Origin of the sequence: Caballeronia zhejiangensis (assembly GCF_000698575.1) — a bacterium.
Taxonomy (GTDB): Bacteria; Pseudomonadota; Gammaproteobacteria; order Burkholderiales; family Burkholderiaceae; genus Caballeronia; species Caballeronia zhejiangensis.
Genome location: NZ_JFHD01000046.1, coordinates 16,080 through 39,939, shown reverse-complemented (window position 1 = coordinate 39,939; position 23,860 = coordinate 16,080). Strand labels below are relative to the sequence as shown.

Annotated in this window: 24 protein-coding genes and 2 pseudogenes; 12 read left to right on the top strand and 14 right to left on the bottom strand. The window is 59.6% G+C overall.

Going from position 1 to position 23,860, the window contains the following annotated elements; genetic code table 11:
- Window positions 1–6: 6 nt before the first annotated feature.
- Complete coding sequence (locus BG60_RS32210; RefSeq protein ID WP_008345219.1) at window positions 7–459, bottom strand: universal stress protein; 453 nt, start codon at window positions 457–459, stop codon at window positions 7–9.
- A gap of 642 nt (window positions 460–1,101) precedes the next feature.
- On the opposite strand from BG60_RS32210, the gene BG60_RS32205 reads away from it, so the two are divergent.
- From BG60_RS32205 to BG60_RS38440, 4 genes are all read left to right on the top strand, one after another.
- Window positions 1,102–1,680, top strand: a complete 579-nt coding sequence (locus BG60_RS32205; RefSeq protein ID WP_008345220.1) for a hypothetical protein — start codon at window positions 1,102–1,104, stop codon at window positions 1,678–1,680.
- A gap of 186 nt (window positions 1,681–1,866) precedes the next feature.
- Window positions 1,867–2,232: a hypothetical protein gene (locus BG60_RS40240; protein WP_008345221.1), complete on the top strand. Its 366-nt coding sequence runs from the start codon at window positions 1,867–1,869 to the stop codon at window positions 2,230–2,232.
- Between the two features lie 372 nt (window positions 2,233–2,604).
- Window positions 2,605–2,871 (top strand): hypothetical protein, encoded by a 267-nt coding sequence (locus tag BG60_RS32195; protein ID WP_008345222.1) that lies wholly within the window; start codon window positions 2,605–2,607, stop codon window positions 2,869–2,871.
- Window positions 2,872–3,489: 618 nt separating this feature from the next.
- Window positions 3,490–3,723: a hypothetical protein gene (locus tag BG60_RS38440; protein WP_144403645.1), complete on the top strand. Its 234-nt coding sequence runs from the start codon at window positions 3,490–3,492 to the stop codon at window positions 3,721–3,723.
- A 958-nt stretch (window positions 3,724–4,681) separates the two neighbouring features.
- On the opposite strand, the gene BG60_RS32185 is transcribed toward BG60_RS38440, so the two are convergent.
- The 3 genes from BG60_RS32185 to BG60_RS32175 form a co-directional block, all read right to left on the bottom strand.
- Window positions 4,682–4,936, bottom strand: a complete 255-nt coding sequence (locus BG60_RS32185) for a hypothetical protein (protein ID WP_008345224.1) — start codon at window positions 4,934–4,936, stop codon at window positions 4,682–4,684.
- Between the two features lie 408 nt (window positions 4,937–5,344).
- Window positions 5,345–6,118, bottom strand: a complete 774-nt coding sequence (gene hisN, locus BG60_RS32180) for a histidinol-phosphatase (RefSeq protein WP_008345225.1) — start codon at window positions 6,116–6,118, stop codon at window positions 5,345–5,347.
- Between the two features lie 285 nt (window positions 6,119–6,403).
- On the bottom strand, window positions 6,404–6,715 hold the full coding sequence (locus BG60_RS32175) for a hypothetical protein (protein ID WP_008345226.1): 312 nt from the start codon (window positions 6,713–6,715) through the stop codon (window positions 6,404–6,406).
- Between the two features lie 292 nt (window positions 6,716–7,007).
- On the opposite strand from BG60_RS32175, the gene BG60_RS32170 reads away from it, so the two are divergent.
- From BG60_RS32170 to BG60_RS40235, 3 genes and pseudogenes are all read left to right on the top strand, one after another.
- Window positions 7,008–7,388: a response regulator gene (locus tag BG60_RS32170; RefSeq protein ID WP_051078938.1), complete on the top strand. Its 381-nt coding sequence runs from the start codon at window positions 7,008–7,010 to the stop codon at window positions 7,386–7,388.
- A 507-nt stretch (window positions 7,389–7,895) separates the two neighbouring features.
- On the top strand, window positions 7,896–8,282 hold the full coding sequence (locus BG60_RS37480) for a PAS domain S-box protein (RefSeq protein ID WP_075583606.1): 387 nt from the start codon (window positions 7,896–7,898) through the stop codon (window positions 8,280–8,282).
- Between the two features lie 380 nt (window positions 8,283–8,662).
- Window positions 8,663–8,983 (top strand): annotated as a pseudogene (locus tag BG60_RS40235) (MBL fold metallo-hydrolase); the annotation flags it as partial.
- A gap of 11 nt (window positions 8,984–8,994) precedes the next feature.
- Here BG60_RS40235 and BG60_RS32160 read toward each other — a convergent pair.
- Window positions 8,995–10,026: a phosphatase PAP2 family protein gene (locus BG60_RS32160; RefSeq protein ID WP_051078939.1), complete on the bottom strand. Its 1,032-nt coding sequence runs from the start codon at window positions 10,024–10,026 to the stop codon at window positions 8,995–8,997.
- Between the two features lie 208 nt (window positions 10,027–10,234).
- Window positions 10,235–10,390 (bottom strand): annotated as a pseudogene (locus BG60_RS32155) (helix-turn-helix domain-containing protein); the annotation flags it as partial.
- Between the two features lie 685 nt (window positions 10,391–11,075).
- Between BG60_RS32155 and BG60_RS32150 the strand changes: the two are divergent.
- Window positions 11,076–11,960 carry an H-NS family nucleoid-associated regulatory protein gene (locus tag BG60_RS32150; protein WP_008345232.1) on the top strand — a complete coding sequence of 295 codons (885 nt, stop codon included), beginning with the start codon at window positions 11,076–11,078 and terminating at the stop codon, window positions 11,958–11,960.
- Window positions 11,961–12,579: 619 nt separating this feature from the next.
- On the opposite strand, the gene BG60_RS32145 is transcribed toward BG60_RS32150, so the two are convergent.
- The 4 genes from BG60_RS32145 to BG60_RS32130 all read right to left on the bottom strand — a co-directional run bounded on the left by BG60_RS32145 (window position 12,580) and on the right by BG60_RS32130 (window position 15,039).
- Window positions 12,580–13,020 (bottom strand): lipase family protein, encoded by a 441-nt coding sequence (locus tag BG60_RS32145; protein WP_008345233.1) that lies wholly within the window; start codon window positions 13,018–13,020, stop codon window positions 12,580–12,582.
- A gap of 45 nt (window positions 13,021–13,065) precedes the next feature.
- Entirely contained in the window at window positions 13,066–13,263 is a 198-nt protein-coding gene (locus tag BG60_RS38435) for a hypothetical protein (RefSeq protein ID WP_008345234.1), read from the bottom strand.
- 120 nt (window positions 13,264–13,383) lie between these two features.
- Window positions 13,384–14,028: a hypothetical protein gene (locus tag BG60_RS32135; protein WP_008345235.1), complete on the bottom strand. Its 645-nt coding sequence runs from the start codon at window positions 14,026–14,028 to the stop codon at window positions 13,384–13,386.
- A 708-nt stretch (window positions 14,029–14,736) separates the two neighbouring features.
- Window positions 14,737–15,039, bottom strand: a complete 303-nt coding sequence (locus BG60_RS32130; RefSeq protein WP_008345236.1) for a DUF4148 domain-containing protein — start codon at window positions 15,037–15,039, stop codon at window positions 14,737–14,739.
- Window positions 15,040–15,540: 501 nt separating this feature from the next.
- Here BG60_RS32130 and BG60_RS32125 point away from each other — a divergent pair.
- Window positions 15,541–15,774: a hypothetical protein gene (locus BG60_RS32125; RefSeq protein ID WP_008345237.1), complete on the top strand. Its 234-nt coding sequence runs from the start codon at window positions 15,541–15,543 to the stop codon at window positions 15,772–15,774.
- A gap of 338 nt (window positions 15,775–16,112) precedes the next feature.
- On the opposite strand, the gene BG60_RS32120 is transcribed toward BG60_RS32125, so the two are convergent.
- From BG60_RS32120 to BG60_RS32110, 3 genes are all read right to left on the bottom strand, one after another.
- Entirely contained in the window at window positions 16,113–17,072 is a 960-nt protein-coding gene (locus tag BG60_RS32120) for an SOS response-associated peptidase family protein (protein WP_008345238.1), read from the bottom strand.
- An 88-nt stretch (window positions 17,073–17,160) separates the two neighbouring features.
- The gene (locus tag BG60_RS32115; protein ID WP_008345239.1) at window positions 17,161–17,517 is read right to left on the bottom strand and encodes a hypothetical protein; all 357 of its coding nucleotides are present in this window, start codon (window positions 17,515–17,517) and stop codon (window positions 17,161–17,163) included.
- Window positions 17,518–17,624: 107 nt separating this feature from the next.
- Window positions 17,625–17,888, bottom strand: coding sequence for a hypothetical protein (locus BG60_RS32110; protein WP_008345240.1), 264 nt, complete (start codon window positions 17,886–17,888; stop codon window positions 17,625–17,627).
- Between the two features lie 144 nt (window positions 17,889–18,032).
- Between BG60_RS32110 and imuA the strand changes: the two genes are divergently transcribed.
- The 3 genes from imuA to BG60_RS32095 are packed head-to-tail and all read left to right on the top strand — an operon-like array spanning window position 18,033 to window position 23,294.
- The gene (gene imuA / locus BG60_RS32105) at window positions 18,033–18,746 is read left to right on the top strand and encodes a translesion DNA synthesis-associated protein ImuA (protein ID WP_008345241.1); all 714 of its coding nucleotides are present in this window, start codon (window positions 18,033–18,035) and stop codon (window positions 18,744–18,746) included.
- Window positions 18,670–20,133, top strand: coding sequence for a Y-family DNA polymerase (locus tag BG60_RS32100; RefSeq protein WP_075583603.1), 1,464 nt, complete (start codon window positions 18,670–18,672; stop codon window positions 20,131–20,133). Before imuA ends, BG60_RS32100 begins: the two co-directional genes overlap by 77 nt.
- Window positions 20,134–20,144: 11 nt before the next feature.
- Window positions 20,145–23,294 (top strand): error-prone DNA polymerase, encoded by a 3,150-nt coding sequence (locus tag BG60_RS32095; RefSeq protein ID WP_008345243.1) that lies wholly within the window; start codon window positions 20,145–20,147, stop codon window positions 23,292–23,294.
- A 46-nt stretch (window positions 23,295–23,340) separates the two neighbouring features.
- Here the strand turns inward: BG60_RS32095 and BG60_RS32090 are convergent, their stop codons facing one another.
- Window positions 23,341–23,829 carry a DUF2934 domain-containing protein gene (locus tag BG60_RS32090; protein ID WP_008345244.1) on the bottom strand — a complete coding sequence of 163 codons (489 nt, stop codon included), beginning with the start codon at window positions 23,827–23,829 and terminating at the stop codon, window positions 23,341–23,343.
- Window positions 23,830–23,860 lie beyond the last annotated feature (31 nt).

Sequence of the window (23,860 nt, the reverse complement as noted above, 5' to 3'; positions counted from 1 at the left end):
GCCTTTCTAATGCGTCTTCAGCTCCTGCGGCTCCATAATCACAAGTACGCTGCAGGACACTTGATCGAGCAACCGGCTCTCGTCTTGACCGGTCCACCAACGGTAGAACCGACCGCTCCGGTGATGTCCGATGACGATTAGATCGATGTCGAGCGCTTTCGCGAAAGCGGAAATTTCCATCATCGGATTCCCGACCGCCAGATGGCGCTGCGCCACGACGCCGAGATCCGCCAGCTCGTCCACGCCTTCATGCAGCAAGTCCTTGGCGGTTCGCTCTTGAAGTTCAAACGACACTGCAGGAATGACGGGAACGCCGCGCGTCCACTCCGTGTCATCGACGACCGCTAGCAGATGCGTTTCCCCGTGAAGATCGCGGGCGAGATGAGCGCCAAGACGAAGCGTGCGACGCCCCACGGCCGTGGCGTCATAGCACAACAGAATTCGCTGATAGCTGCTCACGGGTCCTCCGCATCGTCAGCGCCGTTAGCTCATATTGTGATATATTTTTCAGGACGTAGCCAGCGGACTCGCGAATAGCTCCTATCGCCGGGTCGGAATCGTCCACTTCGAACGCGATCGAGCTAAGCGAGCGTGTCGACGACCGCGCCATTCGCGCGCTATGTCGATGTCTTTCGGATTAAACGCCTTCATGCCTGATTCGCGGTGCAACGTTTGCAGGCGAGCTCGAATCCTGAGGCCTTTGATGGACAAAATGATGTTCTCGGAAAAGAAGTTGGTCCCGTTGGCCGACAACGTGCGCAAGCAAACCAACGTTCCGACTCGCATGACGCTGGACAATGGTGAGACGCGCGATCTGGCTACGTTCCAGCGGCCGGGCGTCACGCTGCATCCGAAGTCAGCCGCGGCCGTAGTGCTTTTGCTGTCGCGCTCACCGCATGGCGGCTCCATCGCGGCGTGTCTCTCGCGCCCTCGGGGCGCTAAACAGTACGAGGCCCGGCAATATCAAGCAGACGGAGGAAGCGTTGCAAATGCGCAGCCGGACGATCGACCATGCGTCCGAGCTCGACGTGCGCAAGCGGGGCAGCTTCTACGGCCCGTCAGCTTACCTCCACCCGCGCAACGGCGGCGGGCCGCACTGGCATGACCGCCATGAACGCCCGCTATGATCTTATTACCGTTGATCACTATGTCTGCGTGATCGACCGTGACGAAGTGGGCTGTCGGTCAGTGAAAAATGACATCGAGCGGATCATCGTCGAGGACGTCGCTTCACTGCTCACGCCTGAGCAACGCCTCGTGTATCGCGACAGCCAAGGGGACTGGGGCGAGGTGCTGCTGACCTTTGGCGATGGTATGCCGCACTTCGGCGGCTTTCGCCCACTGTCGCCTGAGGAAAATTTGCGCCAAGCGCTCGACATGCTGACCCCTGCGTTTGTCGGCGATCCGACCGACCATCACCTTCTCAAGATGGGATACCGCCGACCGTTCAAGCTGCTGGACGATGGCCGAATCGCAGCGATCCTAACGCATCACAGCAGGCAGCATGCGCTCGCCGCAGGCATCCACGCCTTCGGGCATGACGATACGTTCTACTATGAGACCTATGACTCCGCGGCGAGCGCCCTGAAACAATGGAACGGTGTCGGCGATCCGGACGGCTGGTTTTTTCATCCGCGGTCGGGACGGCGCCGCGAGGACGGCGACTCGGCCAAAGAATAGTCTGAACGTTAAGCCCGTTCGCGAAGTCGAAGCAGAACGAAGCGCAGTGCCACAGCAGTACCACTTCGCACCGCAACCGTTCATGGGCTCGCCGACAACCTGCGCGGCGACACCGACGAATCGTCGATCGGTTTACTGACCGCACCGGCCCTCGCGCAGACCGTCGTCGCAGATGCGGCGCTGGCGTTGCATCCGAACGTGAAGCGCTCGGTGCGCTCTGCTTGCTCGGCGACCGCGATCTCCGATATCGCGCTGACGAAGCCGCGCGCCGTTCAACTGAACTCCCGACTCCCGAGCGATGACTTTTCCGACCTTCGACCCTTCGCGCGGCATGGCGGTTGTGCCGCACTCGAGGCCTCGCAGGGCGTGCTCGCCGTGCTGCGGGAAGGCGGCCATGCCGTCGAAGCGATGATTGCCGCCACCATCGCGGTCGGCTATCGACGACGGCTTCTGACTGATCTTGCCGCCGGGCGCCGAACCCGTCGGAATGGAGGCGTGCAGCGCGGCTGCGTCGACGGCGACGATCAAGCGGTATTGCTCGCTCGGGCCTAATCACATTCTGCACCGCGGGCCGCTTGCCGCGAATCTGGTCGTGGGCACGGCGTTGGGCTGGCATGCGGCGTTCGAGTGGCCGCGCACGACGTCACGCCTTCCATTGGCCACTCGAGGCCTTCGCCGTCACACTCGCCTCCGCAGCTTAATCCCATGGCTATAACCAGCAAAACCGCTGTTGCGCTCAAGCTTGAAACCGCCTCGGGATCTTTCAGACCACCTTCCGGCAAACCCGCCGAGCTCATTTGTTGGAGGCGGTCCCAGTTCCTCTTTGCCAAGAATAGGCAGTTGCGCCAACGCAAGGGGATTCGCCCTAGTAGCAGGGCGGAGCGCGGCGGGTAAATATGGAGTGCTCCCTACACGGACTCGATTATGCGCGGCTTCTATCAAGAAACCCTCAGTCAATTGGCCGACCGCTGGACTGTTTTGATGACCGAGTTAAATCGATACAGCGCGGGGCCTTATCCGGAGTTGCTTTGCATAGACGTGCTTCGATTCATCCGCGAGGTCGAACGGGTCGTGATTCCCGATCCGTTCGAAGAGGAGATTCTTATCACGGCCCGTAGGTTAGCTGAACACGCGGACCCCAAGATAGCGATGTTCAAAGTGCAGGAGGTTCTGAGCGGGCGATTGCGGTGAATCGGCGAGTAGCGACGAAGCAAAGCCCGCTGACAGGAGCGGGCGAATAGCAGATACGAGGGAATAGAACTACGCAACAACACACGTCACCCCGGACGTATTTCTTGCTTAGTCCTTGTCTTGCGGTTTCAATCTGAACAAAGCCCCCGCAAGAAAATATGTTGCGCTGGTTAGATGGCTGACAGTTCTTTGCCGTGCTGCGCCCAGCCAAGCATCAGTAGCGTGGTGCCTCCTCGCCCATTCGTTGGTGCCTGAATCCTCCAGTGGCCCGCACTGCCCCGCCTAACGCTATCAAGTGCCACGCCTGACCGGAGGAACGTCATTGGGTGGCCGACATTGCTGGAGAAAGAGCGACTTGAAGCGCTCGACGAGGCATTAGTCGCGGTGTATGGCCCGTGACATTGCGCAGCCGAAGTCCGACACTCGTGGCGCAGCGACTCGTCAACATGTCGCATCTCTTGGTGGACTGCCGACCGTCAGCAAGAACTTCTGCTAACGCATACTGTCACAAAGCGGATGCGTTTCCATAGGCCGCCATAGGCCGGAAGGCGTCGGGGAACGAATTGGACGCACGGCCGACGATCGATCTTTGTACCCGCTCGATGATGGGATGCCAACATGACTCCGCAGTGCAAGAAGTTCTACACCCGCGACGTCTTTCAGGGAACGCTGTGGTCCGGTCTGGCAGCGGGCATTCTTGCCGCCTCGCTCGAAGAAGTTCATCGCATTTTTTCCGCGGGCGTTTCTCGACTTCCCGCTTGGGCGATCCCCGTCCGCATGACCCACCCTGGAAAAACCTCATGTCATTGGAGAACCATGGAGGCGAACCATCAATCCGATCCGGAACACTAAAGGAGAACGGCGATAACGAAGATCAGGTCGAGGACGTCAGCGAAAAAGTCAAATGCAAAGCATAAACGCAGGCGTTGGCAAAGCGACGGACGTGGTCGTTCGCTAGTCCTCGACACTCCGTCACCCGGTTTCTATCTTTAGATCCTCGAACTCGTCTGGCGGCATGTCGTCGGCAGCGACGTGCAACCTGCGCCGGTTGTAACACTGCGCGCCGACTCGCGCGATACTTCGTTTTTGCTGGCCATCGGCAAGAGGCACCGGAACACTGCACTGCGGCGCTCAGCGAGCTTGAGCTTCTCTGCAGTGCAGTCGCCGCGACCGGTTCGATAGGCGAATCGAAGGACGAAGCTATCGCCCGAGACAAAGCTATTCGCCCCACGTTGGCGGTCATGCGTTCATGCGCCGACGTCCTGGTCTCCGCTCCTCTTGTGAAACGAAAAGTGCCAGTGACCAGCGGTGTCTTTTACCGCGAGCGCGCCGTGGTCGCACATCACTGCGATCGCGACATCGTGCGTCATCGTGTCGGATAACTTGGCCACCAACAAGGTTCGCTCGCGGGGATAAGCTCGTAGTTGGCCGGCGGCGAAGTCGGGCGTAGCGAGTTGCCAATTCGGCCCGCTAAACCGCCGCGCACCGCTCACGACCCCAAGGTGCTCTCCGTGAGCTGCGTACTCGGCCCGATCACGGGCCCGCATTTCGGGAAGCGGTCCGACGCGATGTGCACCGGTGCGACCGTGACCCGCCCGCGCATACAGTTGACCGTCGTCGCAGCGAAGACCCCGTACCTGGAGCTCTCGAAGCGCTTCATCTGCGTCGCCGTATGACGAGAACAACCCGATAATGACGTGTGCGCCTTCCATGTTGCGGTGCGTCCGTAAGTCCATGGACTTTCCATGCGGCGATCGCGCGCGGTCAATGCTGCGCCAGCAGGGCAGAGCCGCTTTTCCCGTGGCCCCGCTCACTCTGAGATGCCGATTAGTTGCTCGATATCATTCTCGATGCGTCGGCGCGCTTCCGATATTGCGTCGTCGAAGTGGGTCGAGACGAGAGGTAACACAATTCCCTTCCCTTTGAAAGATCCTTCGTGGTGCACCCACGATTCGTAGGCGTATATGCCCGACGGCAGCCTTGTAACATTTAACGTCACTTTGTAGGTTCGTCTCAGACCTTGGTTGCGTTGATATCGAAAGTCAATCACGTGCGATGTGTTCATGCCTTGCTCCGGGCCGACCACGATCGAAGCGCCCCAACTCCGGCGCTCACTGCGTTGCTTACCGTTGATCTTTTTTGATCTCTTCCTTGGCGTCGCCGATTTGCTTCCGGGCGTCTCCCGCCCCCTGTTGCACTTGGCCCTTCACCTGTTGATTCGCCGCTCATCTTGCCGACGCCCGCATTCAGCTTGCATTTTGCCTTCTCGGCTGTGCCCTTCACCTGGTCTCGTTCATAGTCAGCCTCCGTCTGCTGTGTGAACAATTCCCAGCCTCACTGACGCAAACAGCGGACCAGAAAAAAAGGAGGGTCTATGCTAGTCTGCCGAGCCAGCTGCGCGTGTAGAGGTCTATAGCGCCAGCAACTCGAACCCCGTTGAGGCTTGAGCTCAGCCGTGCCGCGGCGAGCCGCTTCACACGTGCAGTCGGCCGAGCCAGCGAGACGCCTCCTCGTGAAGCGAGCGCGTCGCGGCCGCAATGATGTTCCCTTCGAAGCTTTCGTCGACAGGCTCGCCTGCCCATGTCGTAACGATGCCACCGGCACCCTGGATCACGGGAACGATTGCCATGACATCGTGGATCTGCAGACCGTCTTCGACGATGAGGTCGACATGACCGGAAGCGAGCATTGCATACCCGTAGCAATCCGTACCGAACCGGGTGACGCGCACTTCGCGCGCGATCCTCGCGAATGCTCGTTCCGCTTCGCCAGAAAACATCCGAGGATCGGTCGAGCACAGCCGCGCGTCGCGCAGATGGGCGCACGCGCTGACCGTGCACGGCTCGCCGTTACGCGACGCATGACCGACGCCGCCGATCCATCGCTCGCTCATGGCCGGCACCTCGATCATGCCGCACACCGGCCGTCGATTCTCGACCATCGCGACGAGCGTCCCGAAGAGAGGCAGGCCCGTCACGAAGCTCTTCGTGCCATCGATCGGATCGATGATCCAACTTACGCCATCGGCGACGCGCCCGCCCCCTTCCTCGCCTACGAGCACATGCGATGGAAAACGCGATGCAATCAGTTCCCGCATCCGTTGCTCGATCGCGCGATCCGCAGTCGTAACAGGCGTCGCATCGGGCTTCGTTTCGACGTCGATCCGCGTGCGGAAGTACTGCATTGCAATCGCGCGCGCTTCGTCGCCGAGTTGATCCAGGAATCGTTCGATGTCGGTGAGCGTCATGGCAATTCTCCGGTTGCTTGCACGAAACCCACGCGCAAAATCCTCGCCACGCCGAACGGCGAGCGGTCTGGACGAAGTCAGCGGACGGGCGCAAGGGATGTCGCTTGAACCGTCGCAAGCGCGCGGCGCAGGGCTCCCAATCGACAGGAACGATGAAGCAGTCACCCAGCCGTTGAACACTGGTCGGACCGAATCGCGCGGCATAGTCCGACCTCAACTCAATGTTTTCGACGTCCCCGCCGCTTGGACAGATCGTTTCTTGCCATTAACGGGGGGCATAGCCATTCATGCGCCACGCCTTCTGCGCGCCGATAGGCTCCCTCGCAGCATCCTGGTGCTTCCTGCGGGGTGACGGTCGTGCCACTCTTCAACGGTCCAGTCCGGCGCGGACAGCGGCTGATGATCGATCTGTGCCATACCGTACTGAAAGGCAAACCGCAGCGCCTCTATTGGGCAGGGGAAATCGCCAAGGATGCCGGTGGTCTGCTGTTTGCCATCGGGCGAGCGGATGGTGAGCTCGGGGGCATACATCCCGTCGTCTTCGGCAAGTCCCGGCGTAAAGACGAATCCCTTATAGCGCATCTCGGGCCATTGCATGATGCGATTCCTGAGCGAACGGTACGGCAGCTGCCACAAGCTCAATATTAGGCGTCGCACGCTCCGTTCGCCGGAATTGTGGTCCCTCGTCAGCGGCTAATCAACGCGAAGAACAAGCCATGATACGCAGGCCGGATCCTGCCGCTCCGGAAGCGCGCTGCGTTGCCGCAAGATCCGGGAAATCGGCACGACAGTTGCGTAGACGAAAGGAGACAGTCTGCCATCTACCGCCATGCCTCACAGCGTTACTTCGATATCCGGCGTATGGGCCACTCGTGACTTCGATGCCGTCATGCCCCCTGTCGCGGTGCTGCTTGTCGATGACGACGCAGCCGTGGCAGAGGCGCTTGCTGCGGCCTTGATAGCCTATGGCTGTCGCGCACTTGTTGCCCCCGGTGGTTGGGCAGCTCTTGCCATTACAGAATCATGGGTACCGCAGGTGGTCGTCCTAGACATTGAAATGCCGGACATTGACGGCTTCGCCGTGGCGAGAGCCATGCGCGGCTCGACCCGGTTTGCAACGGTGCCCATCCTCGCGCACAGTTCGCTTGCCGAAGCGGAAATTGTGGAGCGCGGCGTCGATGTCGGAATCGATGCCTTCTACCGGAAAGGTGAATCGTTGCACGGCCTGTTCCAAATGATTGAGTACTTGGCGCCCGTGCGGTACTTGTGACAGCCCCAGGCCCGGCTGCCGAGCGAGATTCTAGACCTGTTGACATATGCGACCTACCGGCGACACCGGCGAAGTCGAAGGTGGTTGTCGGCGGCCGACTTTCTCCGAGGCTCGACAAACTCAACCTACGTTATAGAACTTAGCTGAAACGGCGCGAGAGTTATGCACGCGCTTCTCCAAGAAATCTGCCAATAAAAATAAGGCCGCCGCCGACCGGGGGCGCGTCCACTCAAGCAGCGCATGAAACGGGCTTCGTTGCACAGCCGAATTCCTGAGTCGCCGAGAACGCGTCTGGAGCCACAACCACCCGTTGCGCCGGGTTCGGCTCGGTGCGATTGGATGCGCCGAAGAAACACAATGCCTCGCGCTTCTCGACTACAGCGAAAAGAGAAGGTAGGCGGGTCCCACACTCTCCTTCAACAACGTTCATCGACTTCAAAAAGGAGCAAACAATACTTCAGTATCCCGGCTATTTCGTTTGCCAGATTCCGTCCCTCGCGCGCCAACGTGCAAGCCTTTCTCGTGCAGAGCATCACCGATTACGCCATCTACATGCTCAATGTCGACGGCGTTATCACGAGCTGGAATGCCGGCGTGCAGAAGGTCATAGGCTATGCGGCCAATGACATTATCGGCCGTACCTTCTCGTGCTTCTATTCGGTCGAGGAACGTCTCGACGACCACCGTGCGCGCGACGAGCAGGTTCGAAGTCGAAGGTCGGCGTCTGCGCAAGGACCGTACGCGCTTCTGGGCGCATGTCGTCATCGGCGCGTTGCGCGACGATCGCGGCAATCTCTTCGGCTTCGCCAAGATCCCGCGATTACACCGAGCACCGGCGCGTACGTGAAGGCGTGCGGCGCTGGACCTGGACAACGGTCTGCTCGCACTCGCTGAACAGGCTGAAACGCCCCGGTCCGATTAAGACCGTCCTTCAACACTACGTGGATTCGAACCGTTGAAAACAGAGCCAATCACACATCGAGAACACGACATCCGTATTTAGCCGGCGGTACGACATTTTAATTTTGCTTTGACAATGCAAACATCGACACGACGGTGTTATGTAAAGCAGGGGCGGTAAGCGACCGATCCAATTTTTGCCTGCTCGTTGACCTGCCGACCGCCACACGCTCATTGAGCTCACATACGCAAGTCATATAACAACGCCTTTCGGTGTTAAAGTTTAATAATCTCGTCCCAAAGCAAAGGTGTTCTCGGTCCTCCGTGTCGCAGGTGTGCCGATTATTACCAACTTCAACGACGAGGGCGCTCAGATGATCCACGTACACCAGTGCGTTAATCCTGTGGGGCACGGTACATTTTTGACCGGCATGGTCTACGACGATGACTGCCCCGAAAAAAGCTTCAGCTGGGTTTACGACTGCGGTTCCAAGCGCACCAAGAGAATCAAGGAGGGAATCAATGACTTGCACCGCTGGGAGATGTGGCCCGAAAGAGTTGATCTTCTTATCCTTTCCCATTTCGATGATGATCACGTCAACGGCGTTGAGCAGTTCTTAAACAAGCACCCGGTGGCGGTAGCCGCGGACCTGCGCCGTGGCCGGGAACCAACTACGAATGGGTCTTCACGACCCGAATCAGCCACTCACGAACGTCTCAAGCGGTCGTTCAATGCAGCGAACAAATCGGTGGCATGCCTCGCGATTCTTGTTGAAACCTTGACCTGCACGACCGCCTCCCGGTCAAGCAAGATAGTAACTGACACGATAGTCAAAGCAGAAAGCCCCAACCCAGCGAGTACGTCTGCGAGATAATGTCCTCCCTGCGTCGGCGTGGAAGCAATCATGAGCACATCAAGAATGACCGCCGGCCAGAACAAGAACCGGATTCGGCGGAGCGAGTAAGCGAAAATGACAGCCAACGCCGTGTGAAACGACGGCAGCGACACAAGCCCCTGTGTTCGTTGCAAGTCAAATGTTCTCATCGATCCATTTCGCAGCACCGGGAAGTCTGATACGCTCGACAACGCATCAGTATCTGAAACTCTGAAATGCTCAAATGCGCTTGTGGCCGGGAACGGCGTGGAAACTACGAGAAGGTAGATGCTCGAAAGGGCTAGCAAGAAGAAAAACATTGACAAGTCTTCGCGGCGCCCCGATAGACCCAAAGCCGCCGGAATCGCAACCAATTGCCAAAATCCGCTGGCGTATGCGAACCCGAGGATCTGGCGCACGGCGGGGTGCGATTGAACCCAACCATACACTGCTGGCCAATCGAAACCGACTATCTGATCGAAACGAAGTAGATTGTTTTCTACGAGTGGCATATCCGTAGTAATGCACAGGTAAAACAAAATGCTCGTCGCTCGGATAAAAACAATCAAAAGGACGAACCATGCCACCGTGTTTGCGACTTCGTAATAGCGCAGCTTAAGGCAGATCTGCCTGTAGCGCGGGATATGCTGAATTCCGTACAAAACCGCGCAACCACACATTACTGCCAGGAGGACATTGCCTTTTACTTTCAGTTCGTCTGGAAACACTACCGAGTAGCGTCCCAGTTGAAGCCAGAGAACATCGACGAGCAGGACGATGCCAACGATTGCCCATCCATAAAAGTATCGTTTGCGGTTGGACGATTGTGGTTTTCCAGTGCTCAGCGTTGGTTTTTCAAACATAACGAAGCCCCGACGATCCGACTTTATCAAAGGATAAATCCCATCAGCGCGACGTCGATCCGTGATGTGGACGAAGTTGCCGTGTCGCTATTTATAACGGCAAAAAGACATGGAACTGTAGGGCGATCGAGTAAAGGGGAGAATGAAGCGATTGTCAACGATGTCGTCTGCTGTACTGATTGGCCGCTTCTGGCCGTCATCGACCTTAGTTGACGCGTTTCGGATACTTGGGCTCGCCCGTCGTAGGCTCGCGCAGCCACCAACGCCGAATCGTGTTTCTCGAGAGCCCCGTCTGTCTCGCGATGTCCCGAATCGGGAAGCCGTCGCGGAAATGCATCCGCCGAATCTTGGCCAATATGCTCACGGTAATCACTCCGCTCTCCTGCTTGGCGACCACGCAGGAAGTCGAACATGTGGGTCAATTTTCGATGCAAATTTGTAGCGGAAGTGAGGGTGCAGACGAGAATTTGGACTACCTAGAGGTAGTTCATGTACTCATACGAGGACCGTCTGCGAGCGGTTCAGCTCTATTTGAAGCTGGGCAAGCGCATCAGGGCGACGATCCGGAAACTCGGCTACCCGACGAAGAATTCCCTCATTTCCTAGCATCGAAAGTATCAGCGGTGTCATGATTTACGGGCCGGGTATGTGCGTCGCACAGGTGCTCAAGGCGGATCACCCGCCGCTGGCCGACAAGTTGCGCGCGGAACCCCCCCACTGGATGCGACACTCCCACGCATCGCTCGCGCTGTCCAAGGGTGCCGAACTCAAGTCGGTTCGAGGCAATCTTAGGCATGCCTCGGTGGCGACGACGTCGATTCACTTGCACTCGGACGATGTGAAACGTGCGCGTCAAAACGGGCGAAGCCTTTGGCGCGAAGTCGTCAATCGAGAAGTAGTGCATAACCCGAGAGCCACGCGAGAGCGGAAGGTCGCAAACTCATAGCCGAATCGCTTTGCCTCTCAAGAATTAAGCTTTCGCTGTGCATCCTTTTGTAAAGCACATTCGCCTTCTTAGTAAAAAACTCATTCGGCAACGACGCTGGTCAATGTACCGCGACATGTCTTTTGCTGGCCTGATGTGGCATAGTGCGACGATGACCAATAAGGGGAAATCGATGGCTACGCTCAAAGCACTGCAAGATAAGATCGCCAAGCTTCAGGCTCAAGCCGAAGCGATCGCGAAGAAAGAGTCGTCGGCCGTCATCGGAAAAATCCGTGACTTGATGGAGAAGCACGGCCTGACGCCGGACGATATCGCCGCGCATTTCCGTAAGCCGGCCGCGAGTCGCAAATCCTCGGCCGCAACGAAATCCGCGAAGCCGGGGGCGGCTAAATACCTTGACCCGAAGACCGGAGCGACATGGACCGGACATGGTCGCGCGCCGGCATGGATCGCCAATTCGAAGAATCGCGACAAGTTTCTCGCCACGGGAAACAGTACGCCGACGGCAGTCGCTGACAAGAGGCCGAAAGCGGGCAACTACGTGCGCGGCCCGCAAGCGCCGAAGTATCGCGATCCGATGAGCGGCGAGACATGGAGCGGTCGCGGTCGTGCGCCGGCCTGGTTAGCGACGGCCAAGGATCGGACGCAATTTCTGATCGAAAAGCCAGAGGTTGCGTCAGCAAGATCTGAATCGGCACCGGCCAAAAAAGCGACGAAGAACGTTGCCGTGAAGAAAGCGGCGAAGAAGACAGCAACCAAGGCGGCGGCAGTGAAGAAAGCGCCAACCGCCAAGTCAGCAAAAGAGGCAGTGAGCAAAGCATCCTCGGCTGCAAAGAAGGCCAAGCCTGTCACAAAGAAGGCGGCTGCTAAAAAGGCTACCGTTAGGAAAGCGGCGACGAAACAGGTTTCGGCGAGAAAGTCGACGGTTGTCGAAGCGCCCTCTCCTGCGGTTGAACCGAATGTAACAAGCGCGGTGACGTCGGCGTAACCGACTACTGCAAATCTTCGTTCTCGACGAAATGCGGTGTCCTACTGAGCCCTGCTTTCACTCAGATGTGCTGGGTCGCGCAGGGTCTACTCGGGGTAAGACGACTATCCGCGCGAAATCTAGCGGTTGACGGGGCACCGAGCCACCTGCAGCAAGGCTCGGTCGCCGATGGTATCCCGCGCAATCTGTGAAAACGCCCGTCCACGATATCTCAGCCGTTTTCTGATCTAACCGCCATTTTTTTCACGGATCAAACGAAGCCCCAATCGTCACGCGGTGGCCTCGATCAATAACCAAAGCTCGCCGTTCAACGACGATCATCAAGCTTTGATTCGCGTGGGCGTACGGCATCCGTTCGGATCGGTCGAGCCAGCACGCGTCATGGCATGAAGCAGAGCACGTAATAGATGGGCGCGTGATCGGCGAGATCGCGCACCACCACATTGCCGGTTTTCCACGCGTAATGCAGCAGCTAATCCACACTCGCCGCAGAGCGATCGTCACGCACGAAGGCTTCATCGTTCGAGGAAGTCAGCACGCCTTCGCGCGTGAGGTAAGCGGCCTCGCCGGCGTGAACATAACCGCCGACTTCCGGCGGAAATCTGGTGACGACATCGCATCAATCGACCAGCCGCATCATGTCGATACCGGCAAGCGTCGCGCTGAACGCGGCATCGCCCACGCGCGGCGAGCCGATCGTGATGAGCCTGCCCGATGCGATCAGACTTGCATACAGCGTCGCGATGGCCGCGTCGAGGCGATGGCCGGTCACGATCAAGCGCTTGAGGGCGGCTTGCGTGTGCTCCAGCCACCGCTCGAGCTCGGGCAAGACGCTGCGCGCCGCGCCCGCGAATCCCTTATGCACGCGGCCCGCCTTTTCGGTCCTATCCGTCAGTGTGAAGGCCAGATCAGCACCGAGATCGGTAAGCTGAGTCGGTTCCGTGCCGCGAAACTCGAGCACGCACAGGCCGTCCGACGATCGCGATGCGCCGAAGCCTTGCGTGCCCGTGGCGGCGTCCTCGAAGATAGTGCGGTTATCGAAGCGTATGCGGCCGGGCACTTCTTTTCGGCGCGCAAGTCCGGCGTCGTGATCCTCCTAGTGCACCTAGGCGATTCGCGCGAGTTCGACGGACAACCCCACTTCGTTGTACTCCGCGCGAGGCACGAATGCAGTGTCCCGAAGTTGCGGCAAGTCGAGCGCGACGCGGCTAGGGTCATAAGGAATGCTCGACATGACGGCTTCCACGATCGACATGAACATCAGGACGCGGACGCTTCGCTCGCCGGGAGGATTCTCGCGCACACCTTGGATCCGTAGAGCATAACCAAGTGACCCGTGGTGGCCGAACACGGAAGTCAAATCGAGAGACGGGTCCAGAGCAGAGTGCGTCAGCGATTGCAAAAACAGCACCGCGAGATTCGCTCAAGCTCGACGATTTTCCTCACAGTCGTCCCAGTACCGCAGTGGGTCGCGATGGTCCGGATAACGTAAGTCAAGCCACGCTGCGAGCTTCGTCCAATCTGGATGGTGGGTTCCTGTTCGCGCCGACCAGTTCGACGATCGCTCGAGAATTCGACCCGTCCCGCGATCGCGAACAAGCACGCTGCCGAGACCGCTCGAAGTGTTTGCCTGTGATTCGATTAGGTAACGTGGCAGGAGCCTGAGTTCAGCATCCTTGGCCCATCCGTATAACCCGCGAACTACACCAGCAGCGTCTCGCAATTCGGTGGGGCCGCTTTCCGGGCGAACCGCTGTCCACCCTTCAGGAAACTCCGCGACAACCTCGTCCTTGCCTTCTCTCACCCATTTCACACGTAAAGCCCGCGTCATCGCTTCGCGCATTCGAGCCACCGATAGGTACCCCGGCGGCAGTTCGATCGACACCGGCAGCGCGATCAGGCTGTCTTTCCAGAGAGCGGATTCGCCCTCAACGCGCTTGACGACATCGGACACGTCTGGCCCGAACGGATTCTCGGGGCGGCTCGACACGCTCGCCTTTGCCGACGGCAACCCCTCGAAGAGGCGCTCAGCGTCCTGACGGGTCAGTTTCGACTTTCCTTTATTCATGCTCTCTCAGTGCCAAGTTTCGATCGGATCGAACGCGCAAGTGCCCTTCACTGCAAAGCGGTCTAGCCGAGGGACGACGATAGCGCATATGATCTCACGCTCTCAAGCTCGCGTTCTTCGTCGCCGCTAACCTGTTGACCCTGGGCCGACGCCGCGGGGCGCGAAGAAAACGACAGTCACAGTGTGTGGCGCTCGCTCGCTTGCAAATCTTGGCGCCAACCGGATCGGGCGAAAAAGTCGTCAGCAAGGGTGACGGTCACGATGCTTGGCCGCGTCCAAAGAACTGAACTTGCAGCAACAAGGGCATTCGTAAAACCTTACCGCAGGCGGCTCGGGAGTCGGCTGCCGCCAGATTCGCATGTCGTCGAGAGGACATGAATGCCATCAACCGGAGCGCCACTGGTCGCGATTGGCGCCTATCAGTTTCTCGGTGGTCTCGGCGGTCTCCGACGTGCCGCTCGATGCCTTTCGGCCCGCTGCTTGCGGGCGCCGCGCACCTAAACACCGCGGACATAAAAAAGCCCGGTGCGCTGCACCGGGCAAGCCATCGATTCGATCGGTGGCGGAGGTTCCAAAATGCAAACCGGCCGTCTATCGCTCCCGACAGCGGCCAGCATGTTTTACTTGAAGACTAGGCCTTCGCAGGGGAATTGATCCTCCCGGTGGCAACTGCCGCGCCAAACCACTTCAATCAGCCCCCGACCGAGATTAATGACCGAAGTAGACCGGGGCCACGCTATTGCCCGTGTGTGCCGGAGCACCGCCCGAGGCCGATGAGCCGTCTGCCACACCACCGTAGCTTTGGCCGTTTTGGGCGGCAACCTTAGCTTCCGCCGCTTGGATCTCGGCCGGATAAGTCGTCCGATCCATACTAGGGTTGTAGCCAGCGCGTTCAAGTTGCACGAGTTGCGCCTTCGCTTCAGCGCGGGTCACGGGTTGGTTCGATTGTGCGAACGAGGAAACTGCCGGGATTGCGAGCGCAGCGGCGACGATGATAGATGTGAGTTTCATAATGGTTACCTCCGGATCTTTGTTTTCGCAAACAGCCCTGTTTGCGTTTCAGTGATTCCAGTCTAAGCAAACCGACCTCTAGGGTTAACCACTAATGCGACAAAGCATTATTGTCGGTTTGCGCAATAAAGCCCCTACCGGCACCACGCTGTCGCGTACTTGGCACCCCCTTCAGGCAAATATCTCTGTCTGAGCGGCGCACCTCTCGGTCACGCGCCCAAGTACGCGACCGCCCCAGAGGCGGGACTTGCGCGAGATCGCGTACCCCCCCGCGGTCCCGCGCTCCGTGCATCCCAACGCTGAAAACTCGCGCGCCGAGCACTAACCGCGAACGGAGCCGCCGAGTACATTGCACACAGTCGCGACCCATTCCGTCCCGAAGCAACGCCTCGTTAGGTTGTTCGGACCGGCCACCTACGAACGGCTTGATTCCCGATCAAGGTGCTCAGTACGATGTCGTGGATGCGAGCTGATGTTCGACCAAACTGGAGAGGAAGAGTCATGACGCCATCCGATACGGCAAGCGAATGGCGACGAGCGAACGGCTATGTCGGCCGCGGCGGCGTGGTCATTGTGTTTCGGGGCAATGTGCAGAGCTGGGTGAACAGTCTTCGCCATCCCGAACACTGGCAGCCGGGATGCATCGCAGTCGATGAAGAGGGTTACACGTGGACGACCGTCGCTGGCGACGAACGCAAAGGCGCGCTGCTGTGGCTTCCGAATGATCCGCTGTGACGCTGCATCGCGCGTGAAAGACTTCTATGAAGCGAGTCGATTTCGTCACACGGTCGGTCGCGAGCATTGCGCCCAAAGCGAGTGCTTGCCAATGCCCGGCTATTCGTGATCGCGAAGGTTGGAGAGCGCATCTTCGGGGACTTCTGCTGCCTCGAAGTGAAGGTCGACGCCGGCGTCATCGAGCGGTTCACCGGACGGCATGCGCCGACATTCTGCCGAGTCGCGCAGAACGTTGATCGCCGCGCGTAGTGCAAGTGCGGTCGTCAGTTCGGTTATGCAAGTTCCTCGTTGTTTCGTTCTGTGCAACCGGAGCACGAACACCTTCCGCTCATGCGCGTCTATGCAGCAAGTCGATGCTCATAATATGGCCGGTCTCGATCATCGAGAATGGCGTACAAGGCATCGAGATTAAGTGCATCGGGGTTCAACCACGCTTCGACGTTCTCCGGCTTGATCGGAATGATGCATCGATCATGTCCCGCGGCCTCGATCTCTGGCGGAGGCTCGTCCGTGATTGCGGCGAAAGAAAGCAAGTCGGGTTGGCCCGGTGCGCTCCAGTGCGACCACAGACACGCGACGTACATCAGCTGACCGTTGCTCGGGCGAAACTCCAGGACGAGGTTTTCGTCTTGCTCGTGCGTCTCAAGAGGTGTGTTCTCGTACCGTGCTCGCTTGACATTCTCGTAGAAGACGTCGACCAGCATCAAACCATGCGACACGCCAAAGCATGGCTTCCAAAAGCCCTCGAGATTGTCGCGTCGCGCGTTGTAGGTGCCAGGAAACCGCGTGTCATAGTTGGCGGGCTTTCCTGCAATGCGGCACTGATAGCGCATCGGCTTCACCACGTACTTGCCACCTTCAACGACAAGCACCGGCGCGTAATGCCCAGGAAAGATCCGCGAGTCGCGATCCTTGGGTGCCGTTCGACGCAGATCGTCGAGTCGACGCATAGCGGAGTCGATCTTGTCGGTGGCGATGCGCCGACTTTCGGTCGCGGCTTTTGTCACCTTCGTCTGCAGCGCGCGCTCGGCGTCAGCGAGGCGCTTGCGCTGCTTAAAGAGATCCTGTTCGAGTGTGTTCGCCTGCTCGGCGTTGAACCGATCAGTGAATTCCTTGATCTGGCGATCGTCATCGTTTTGGGGCTCAAGGAACGGGGCGTCCATCGCCTTCGGAATCTTCGCCTTGCTGCCTTCTGCGCGCTCCCAGTACAGACGCGCGAATTCGCGAATGTCCATCTGTGCGCCGAACATCTTGACGTATTTCCGATAGTCCGCCTGGATCTGCGCCGAGTAACACACTGCCGCCCCCTTGCTTTGTGATCGTTCCGCTCAGTCGCCCGGATTTGTCACCCGAATCATCTCCGGTTTCAATCGCTTAGATCAGCAACTAGCTCGCCGTGCCGGTCGCCTCGCGACACAACTTCATCATCTTCTGGACCACCGTGCTCGCATGGTTCAGTCCCATCTCGCCAGTGAAGAGCACCTGCACGTCCGACTGGCGCACGGCGATGCCCGCGCCCTTCAGGTCGCGGCGCGCGATTTTGAGCGCCAACTGGCCGGTGAGAATGCGGTCCAGCCAGTTCATCGTCACGAGATTGCGCTTGAGCCATATGCGGCAGCTCTCAACGACGTGATCGACGCGCCACTCCTGCGTAAGCGCGTAAGACGCCGCCACCGTCGCCACCAGATAGCACAGTAGATCGGCCCGCGCACCTGTCAGTTCGTCGATATTCGGTTTCTCCATCTCGCTCCCTGCGTGTTTCTCTTCTGCACCGATTGCACCCAACATACTAACCACCTGCTGGGTAGGCGGCTTCAATGAAGGTGTGGACGCTCCCAGGACTTTCAACGTTAGAGGTTCAACGTTCGCTCGCTGCAGCGCAGCCCTCTGCCCACGCATGAACCGTCGCAGCCCGGGCAGTAGTGCCTATCGGGCACGCTCTTGTCAGCCTGCCAGCGATTGAACTCGTCCACGGACTTCGTGCCGACTGTCCGGCCATTTTCCTGGGCAAAGAACGTCGGCTCGCCCGCTTTTCCGCGCGCAACGGCTTCGTCGATCGTCACATCGCCAAACGCCTCACGCAACTTGGCGACGAAGGCGGCGAACTCAGGCATCGGGTGTCGTGCAAGCATATTGATCAGATATTTGAGTTGCCAGCTAAAAGGGAGCAATTCACTGGTTCAGTTTTGCGCTAAGATGAGTACTGTATATTTATACAGTGTTTGACGGAACCCCTTTCCCGGAATCTTTTCCCGACCATGGCCGCCCTGCCTCAACACATCGAGTCAATCCACCCGTCGCTGTGGCGAGGGTCGGCGTTGGCTCGCGCGTACGGCAAGACAATCGACACCGGCTACGCGGCCCTGTCCGCGGAGTTGCCCGGTGGCGGCTGGCCGATTGGCGCGCTGGTCGAGCTACTCGTTCAGCAACCAGGGATCGGTGAGATGCGGCTACTCAAACCCGCGCTTGTCGCGGCGAGCAAGCGGCCGGTTGCACTACTCCAGGCGCCGCACGTGCCGAACAGCCTGGCGTTCGCCTACCTGGGCGTACCGCTGGACAAACTGATGCTACTGCGGGCGTCGAAGACGGCGGATGCGCTCTGGTGCGCCGAGCGCGTGCTGAACGCCCGAAGTTGCGGCGCGCTGCTCTTCTGGCAGCAGCACATCCGCTCTGAGGCGCTACGGCGATTGCACCTGGCGGCTCAAGCGACCGAAACATTGCTGATTCTGGTTCGACCGCTCGCTGCCGCCCAGGATTCGTCGCCCGCAACGTTACGGCTGGGTGTGCGGCCCGCCGACGGCGGCATCGTCGTCGATGTCATCAAGCGACGAGGGCCCACCCGAACCGACCAACTATCCATCCACCTCCAACCGTCTCCGATTCTGCTCAGCCCTCATGGCCGTGTTCGTCGCCATCTTCCTGCCCCGGCTTTCGCTGGAGGTCTTCCGTCCGAGATGGTCATCTCCGACTGAACACGGCTGCGTGGTGCTCGAACGTGACAAGGTGATCGTGCTGGATCAGGCAGCAAGAGACGCAGGGGTGATGGTTGGCATGAGGCGCGGTGGCGTCACGACACTGACGGCCGACGCATTGATGTATGACCGCAGCCCCGCGCGCGAGCTCGATGTGCAACGCGAAGTCGCCTTCGCACTGCTGCGCTTCTCGCCTCAGGTCGCCGTGCGTGAGGAACAAACCATCGTCGTTGATGTAACGGCGAGTCTTCGACTGTTCGGCGGCATCGTGCATGTCTGTCGACAGATCTGCGAGACCGTCAAAGCCATCGGCGTCACCGCCCGCATGAGCGTCGCGCCCACGGGGCAAGGCGCATGGCTGCTTGCCAAACGCGGTCGCCGGCGCGTGCTGAAAATGACATCGCTCGAACGCTTGCTGGGCGAGCTGCCTTTCATGGTCGTCCCGGAAGTTCGCTCATTCGGCGACTGGTTCAACGGACTCGGTTGTCGAGTGCTCAACGATATTCGACGCCTGCCGCGTGCGGGTCTCAAAAAGAGGTGCGGTGTGGATTTACTGGATTCTCTTGACCGCGCCTACGGCCTGTCGCCCGAACTGTACGAATGGCTGGAGTTGCCGCCCTCTTTCAGCGCGCGCACGGAACTGCCCGATCGCGTCGAGCATGCTGAGGCGATCCTCTTTTCCGCGCGACGCCTGTTCGTGCAACTGTGCGGGTGGTTGAGTGCGCAGCAACTCGCACTAACGCAGGCGACCATCACGCTCGAGCACGAGCGCGGCCGCCAGGCGATCGAGCCGACGGTTATCGAGATTGCACTCGCCGAACCCACATGGCACGAGGAACACCTTGTCCGCCTGCTCAAGGAGCGGCTCGGCCGCGTCGAGCTCGAAGCGGCCGTCATCGCGGTTCGACTCACGGCGTCGAAAGTCCAGCCCGCCGAGCCGCCGAGCGATTCGCTCTTCCCCGATCCGGGCGGATCGGCACAGGATCACAACCGCCTGCTCGAGCTGCTGGTCGCCCGCCTGGGCGCCCAGAATGTCTTGCGGCCGGCCCCGACCTCCGATCATCGGCCCGAACATGCGAATCAATGGGTGCCCGTGCAGGCCACGACCAAGGCATGCCCGCCCCCCGCCGATCTCCCGCGTCCCGCGTGGTTGTTGGACAGGCCCGTACGGCTGATGATCAAGCATCATCGTCCGTTCTACGGCTCGCCCCTGAAACTTGTCTCGACGGGTGAACGCATCGAAGCGGGTTGGCACGACGGTCAGTTGGTGACGCGCGACTATTACGTCGCAGAAGCGACCGATAAGAGCTGCTACTGGATCTACCGTGAACGACCGAGCGTGAAGACCGAAGAGGTCCGCTGGTTCCTTCATGGGCTGTTTGGCTAATCGGTGTCGCCGTGGATCTGTTCTCGTCGGCGCTGCCCGATTACGCGGAGCTCTTTGCGTTTACCAACTTTTCGTTCCTGCACGGCGCATCGCACGGCGAAGAACTCGTGCTGCGCGCATCGCAACTCGGCTACTCGGGCCTCGCGATCACGGATGAATGCTCGCTTGCAGGCGTCGTGCGCGCCCACGTCCAGGCGAAGGAAGAAAAGCTGCCGCTCATCATTGGCTCGTATTTCCTCCTCGTTCATGCCGACAAAAGTCCGGCGTTCAGCTTGATCCTTCTCGCGCAAAATCGCAACGGCTACGGCAACCTGTCCGAGCTGATCACGCTCGGTCGCATGAGGGCAGCGAAAGGCTCTTACCTGCTCACGCCGCACGACCTGTCGAAGCCCGAGAAAGAGTTCGCGCATCTGCGCGGCATGCCCGGTTGCCTGGCGATCCTGGTGCCGGATTTTCCCGCGAAGGAAGACGCACTCTCCGCGCAGGTCGAATGGCTCAATGAGACGTTTCCGGCTCGCGCCTGGGTCGGCCTCATCCTGCATCAACGCGCGATGGATGACATTCATCGCGGCAGCGTCGAATATATTGCCGAACAGCACCGCGTGCCTGTTGTCGCGCTTGGCAATGTCGTGATGCATGTGCGGTCGAGAAAGCCGCTGCAAGACACCATGACGGCGATCCGCATCGGCAAGCCGGTGGCCGAATGCGGTTACGACCTCGCGCCCAACGCCGAGCAGCACCTTCGTTCCCGGCTGCGCCTCGCCAATCTGTACCCTGCGCACGCGCTCGCTCAAACGCTGAACATCCTCGAGCGCTGCACGTTCTCGTTGGATGAACTGCGCTACGAATATCCCAATGAGCTCGTGCCCGACGGCTTCACGCATGAGGCATATCTGCGGCAGGAGACCTACGTCGGCGCCCACAAGCGTTTTCCCGCCGGCATCCCGCATGACGTGCAGCAGCAGATCGAGCATGAACTGCAGTTGATCCGCGAGATGCGCTATGAAGCGTACTTCCTCACCGTCTATGACATCGTGCGCTTCGCACGAAGCCAACACATCCTGTGTCAGGGACGCGGGTCCGCGGCGAATAGCGCGGTCTGTTACTGCCTGGGCGTGACCGAAGTCGATCCCTCGCGCGGTAACATGCTCTTCGAGCGATTCATCAGCAAGGAACGCGGCGAGCCGCCCGATATCGACGTGGACTTCGAGCATCAGCGGCGTGAGGAGGTGATCCAGTACATCTATCGCAAGTACGGCAGAGATCGCGCTGCCATCGCCGCTGCGGTGTCGACCTACCGGCCACGAGGCGCGCTACGCGAGACAGGTAAAGCGCTCGGCATCGATCCGCAGATCGTCGACAAGGTCGCGAAGAGCCACCAGTGGTTCGATCATTCTCAGGACCTGTTGCGTCGCTTCGAGGAGTCGGGGCTCGACCCGGCGAACCCGCTCATCACGATGTGGGCGAAGCTCGCTGCAGAGATATTGAACTTCCCACGACATCTGTCGCAGCACTCGGGTGGCTTCGTCATTAGCCGAGGCAAGCTCACGCGACTCGTGCCTGTCGAAAATGCTGCGATGGCCGACCGCAGCGCCATCCAGTGGGACAAGGACGACCTTGAAGCGCTCGGTCTTTTGAAGATCGACGTCCTGGCGCTCGGGATGCTCTCGGCGATCCGCCGCACGCTCGATATCGTCTCCGAGCAGCGCGGCGAGCGCTTCGAGATGCAAGACATTCCGGCAGAAGATCCTGAGACATACGAGATGATCTCGCAGGCGGACACTGTCGGGGTTTTTCAGATCGAGTCACGTGCGCAGATGAGCATGTTGCCGCGCATGCAGCCGAGGACCTTCTACGACCTCGTGATCGAAGTCGCCATCGTGCGTCCAGGTCCGATTCAGGGCGGTGCTGTTCATCCGTATCTGCGGCGACGCCAGAAGATCGAACCCGTGAGCTATCCGAGTGCGGAACTGGAGACGGCGCTCGGTCGTACGCTTGGCGTGCCGATCTTTCAGGAGCAGGTGATGCAGGTAGCAATCCTGGCTGCGGGCTTCACCCCGGGCGAGGCGGATCAACTGCGACGCGCGATGGCTGCGTGGAAACGCAAGGGCGGCCTACAGCAGTATTACGATCGCATCGTCAACGGGATGCGAGAGCGCGGCTACGAACTCGCATTTGCCGAAGCAATTTTCGAGCAGATCAAGGGCTTCGGTGAATACGGTTTTCCGGAAAGTCATGCGGCGAGTTTTGCGCTGCTGGTGTATGCAAGCAGTTGGCTCAAGTGTCACGAACCGTCCGCTTTCCTCGCGGCGATGCTCAATTCACAGCCAATGGGTTTTTATTCGCCTTCACAGTTGGTGCAGGATGCGAAGCGTCATGGCGTCGAGGTAGCGCCGATCGACGTCACCATCAGCGGCTGGGACTCGGCGCTTGAGCAACGTAATGATCGTGCGAAGCCGGTTGTTCGTCTCGGCCTGTCGCTGCTCAAAGGCATGCGTGACGGCGCCGCCGAGCGCATTGAGAACGCGCGCGCGGTCACGTCCTTTGCCAGCGTGAGCGATTTAGCGCGACGCGCTCAGCTCGACCGGCACGATTTGCAGGTATTGGCGGGTGCCAACGCGCTGCAGTCACTTGCCGGCAATCGACGCGAAGCGCTTTGGCAATCTGTTGCGGCCGTGCCCGATCGTGACATCCTCGCCGACAGCCGCATTGATGACGAGACGCCCGCGCTCGGCGCGCCGTCTGAGGCCGAAGACATCGTCAGCGACTACAACGCGGCAGGCTTAACGTTGGGGCGCCATCCTCTTTCGCTCTTACGCCCGACGCTGCTCGGACAACGACTGATGCCCGCCGCTACCTTGCGCACCTATCGAAACGGACGACTCGCGCGCGGCTGCGGGCTCGTCACCGTGCGGCAAAGGCCGGGCACCGCCAAGGGCGTCATGTTCGTGACGCTCGAGGACGAGACGGGGAACGTCAACGTGATCATCTGGCAGTCGCTCCTTGAGAAGCAACGAAAGGAAGCATTGGGTGCCGCGCTGCTTGCCGTGTATGGCACATGGCAATGCGAAGGAGAGGTCCGCCACCTCGTCGCTCAGCGCCTCGTCGACATGTCGCATCTGCTGGGCGGCCTCACGACGGTGAGCCGGAATTTCTGTTGAAAGCAAGCTTCGGGCGCAACGCTCTACAGCGCTCGAAATCGATCGTCTATTCGGCGGGACGCTGCGTCGAGACCGTCGACTCCGCGGACGCTGTCTTGCGACGCTTCTTCGGTCGTGCGGGTACTGGCGGCGTCGTTTCGCTTTCGCTGACCTCACTCCCTTTCCTGGCAGTCTTCGATTTCTTCGCTGCAGTCTTGGGCTCAACGACGGCTTCAAGTGCTTGACCAAAGGCTTTCGTTGCGGCCTTCTTGCTGCCTTTCGCGCTGACTTTGGCCTTCGCTTTGTCGTCCGCCTCAGCGGTATTCTTTGCAACCTTCTTGGCTGCGTTCGACGTCTTCTGGGTTTTTTCGACCGCGACTACTTCGGACTCCGCGGACGAACTCAGCGATGGCTGGATGCTTTCCGCCTGAAGCTGAGCGACGGCTTCGCACCAGTAGTGATCGTCGCGGCCGTGCGCGCGGCCGCCGGCTTCCCACAAGAGATAGGCGCGGGTTCGAACGTTCTCTTCGGTGAAAGCGTGATTCGTGGCTGGCATTCCGACTCCATGGACTTAAGCATCAGCGCGA

Coding starts and splice junctions, on each gene's coding strand:
- BG60_RS38440 (WP_144403645.1), top strand. CDS start 3,490: ATGACTCCGCAGTGCAAGAAGTTCTACACCCGCGACGTCTTTCAGGGA.
- BG60_RS32130 (WP_008345236.1), bottom strand. CDS start 15,039: ATGAAACTCACATCTATCATCGTCGCCGCTGCGCTCGCAATCCCGGCA.
- BG60_RS32110 (WP_008345240.1), bottom strand. CDS start 17,888: ATGCCTGAGTTCGCCGCCTTCGTCGCCAAGTTGCGTGAGGCGTTTGGC.
- BG60_RS32100 (WP_075583603.1), top strand. CDS start 18,670: ATGGCCGTGTTCGTCGCCATCTTCCTGCCCCGGCTTTCGCTGGAGGTC.
- BG60_RS32150 (WP_008345232.1), top strand. CDS start 11,076: ATGTACCGCGACATGTCTTTTGCTGGCCTGATGTGGCATAGTGCGACG.
- BG60_RS32170 (WP_051078938.1), top strand. CDS start 7,008: ATGCCCCCTGTCGCGGTGCTGCTTGTCGATGACGACGCAGCCGTGGCA.
- BG60_RS32135 (WP_008345235.1), bottom strand. CDS start 14,028: ATGAATAAAGGAAAGTCGAAACTGACCCGTCAGGACGCTGAGCGCCTC.
- BG60_RS32160 (WP_051078939.1), bottom strand. CDS start 10,026: ATGTTTGAAAAACCAACGCTGAGCACTGGAAAACCACAATCGTCCAAC.
- imuA (WP_008345241.1), top strand. CDS start 18,033: ATGGCCGCCCTGCCTCAACACATCGAGTCAATCCACCCGTCGCTGTGG.
- BG60_RS32125 (WP_008345237.1), top strand. CDS start 15,541: ATGACGCCATCCGATACGGCAAGCGAATGGCGACGAGCGAACGGCTAT.
- BG60_RS32090 (WP_008345244.1), bottom strand. CDS start 23,829: ATGCCAGCCACGAATCACGCTTTCACCGAAGAGAACGTTCGAACCCGC.
- BG60_RS32195 (WP_008345222.1), top strand. CDS start 2,605: ATGCGCGGCTTCTATCAAGAAACCCTCAGTCAATTGGCCGACCGCTGG.
- BG60_RS32115 (WP_008345239.1), bottom strand. CDS start 17,517: ATGGAGAAACCGAATATCGACGAACTGACAGGTGCGCGGGCCGATCTA.
- hisN (WP_008345225.1), bottom strand. CDS start 6,118: ATGACGCTCACCGACATCGAACGATTCCTGGATCAACTCGGCGACGAA.
- BG60_RS32175 (WP_008345226.1), bottom strand. CDS start 6,715: ATGCAATGGCCCGAGATGCGCTATAAGGGATTCGTCTTTACGCCGGGA.
- BG60_RS32205 (WP_008345220.1), top strand. CDS start 1,102: ATGACCGCCATGAACGCCCGCTATGATCTTATTACCGTTGATCACTAT.
- BG60_RS32185 (WP_008345224.1), bottom strand. CDS start 4,936: ATGAACACATCGCACGTGATTGACTTTCGATATCAACGCAACCAAGGT.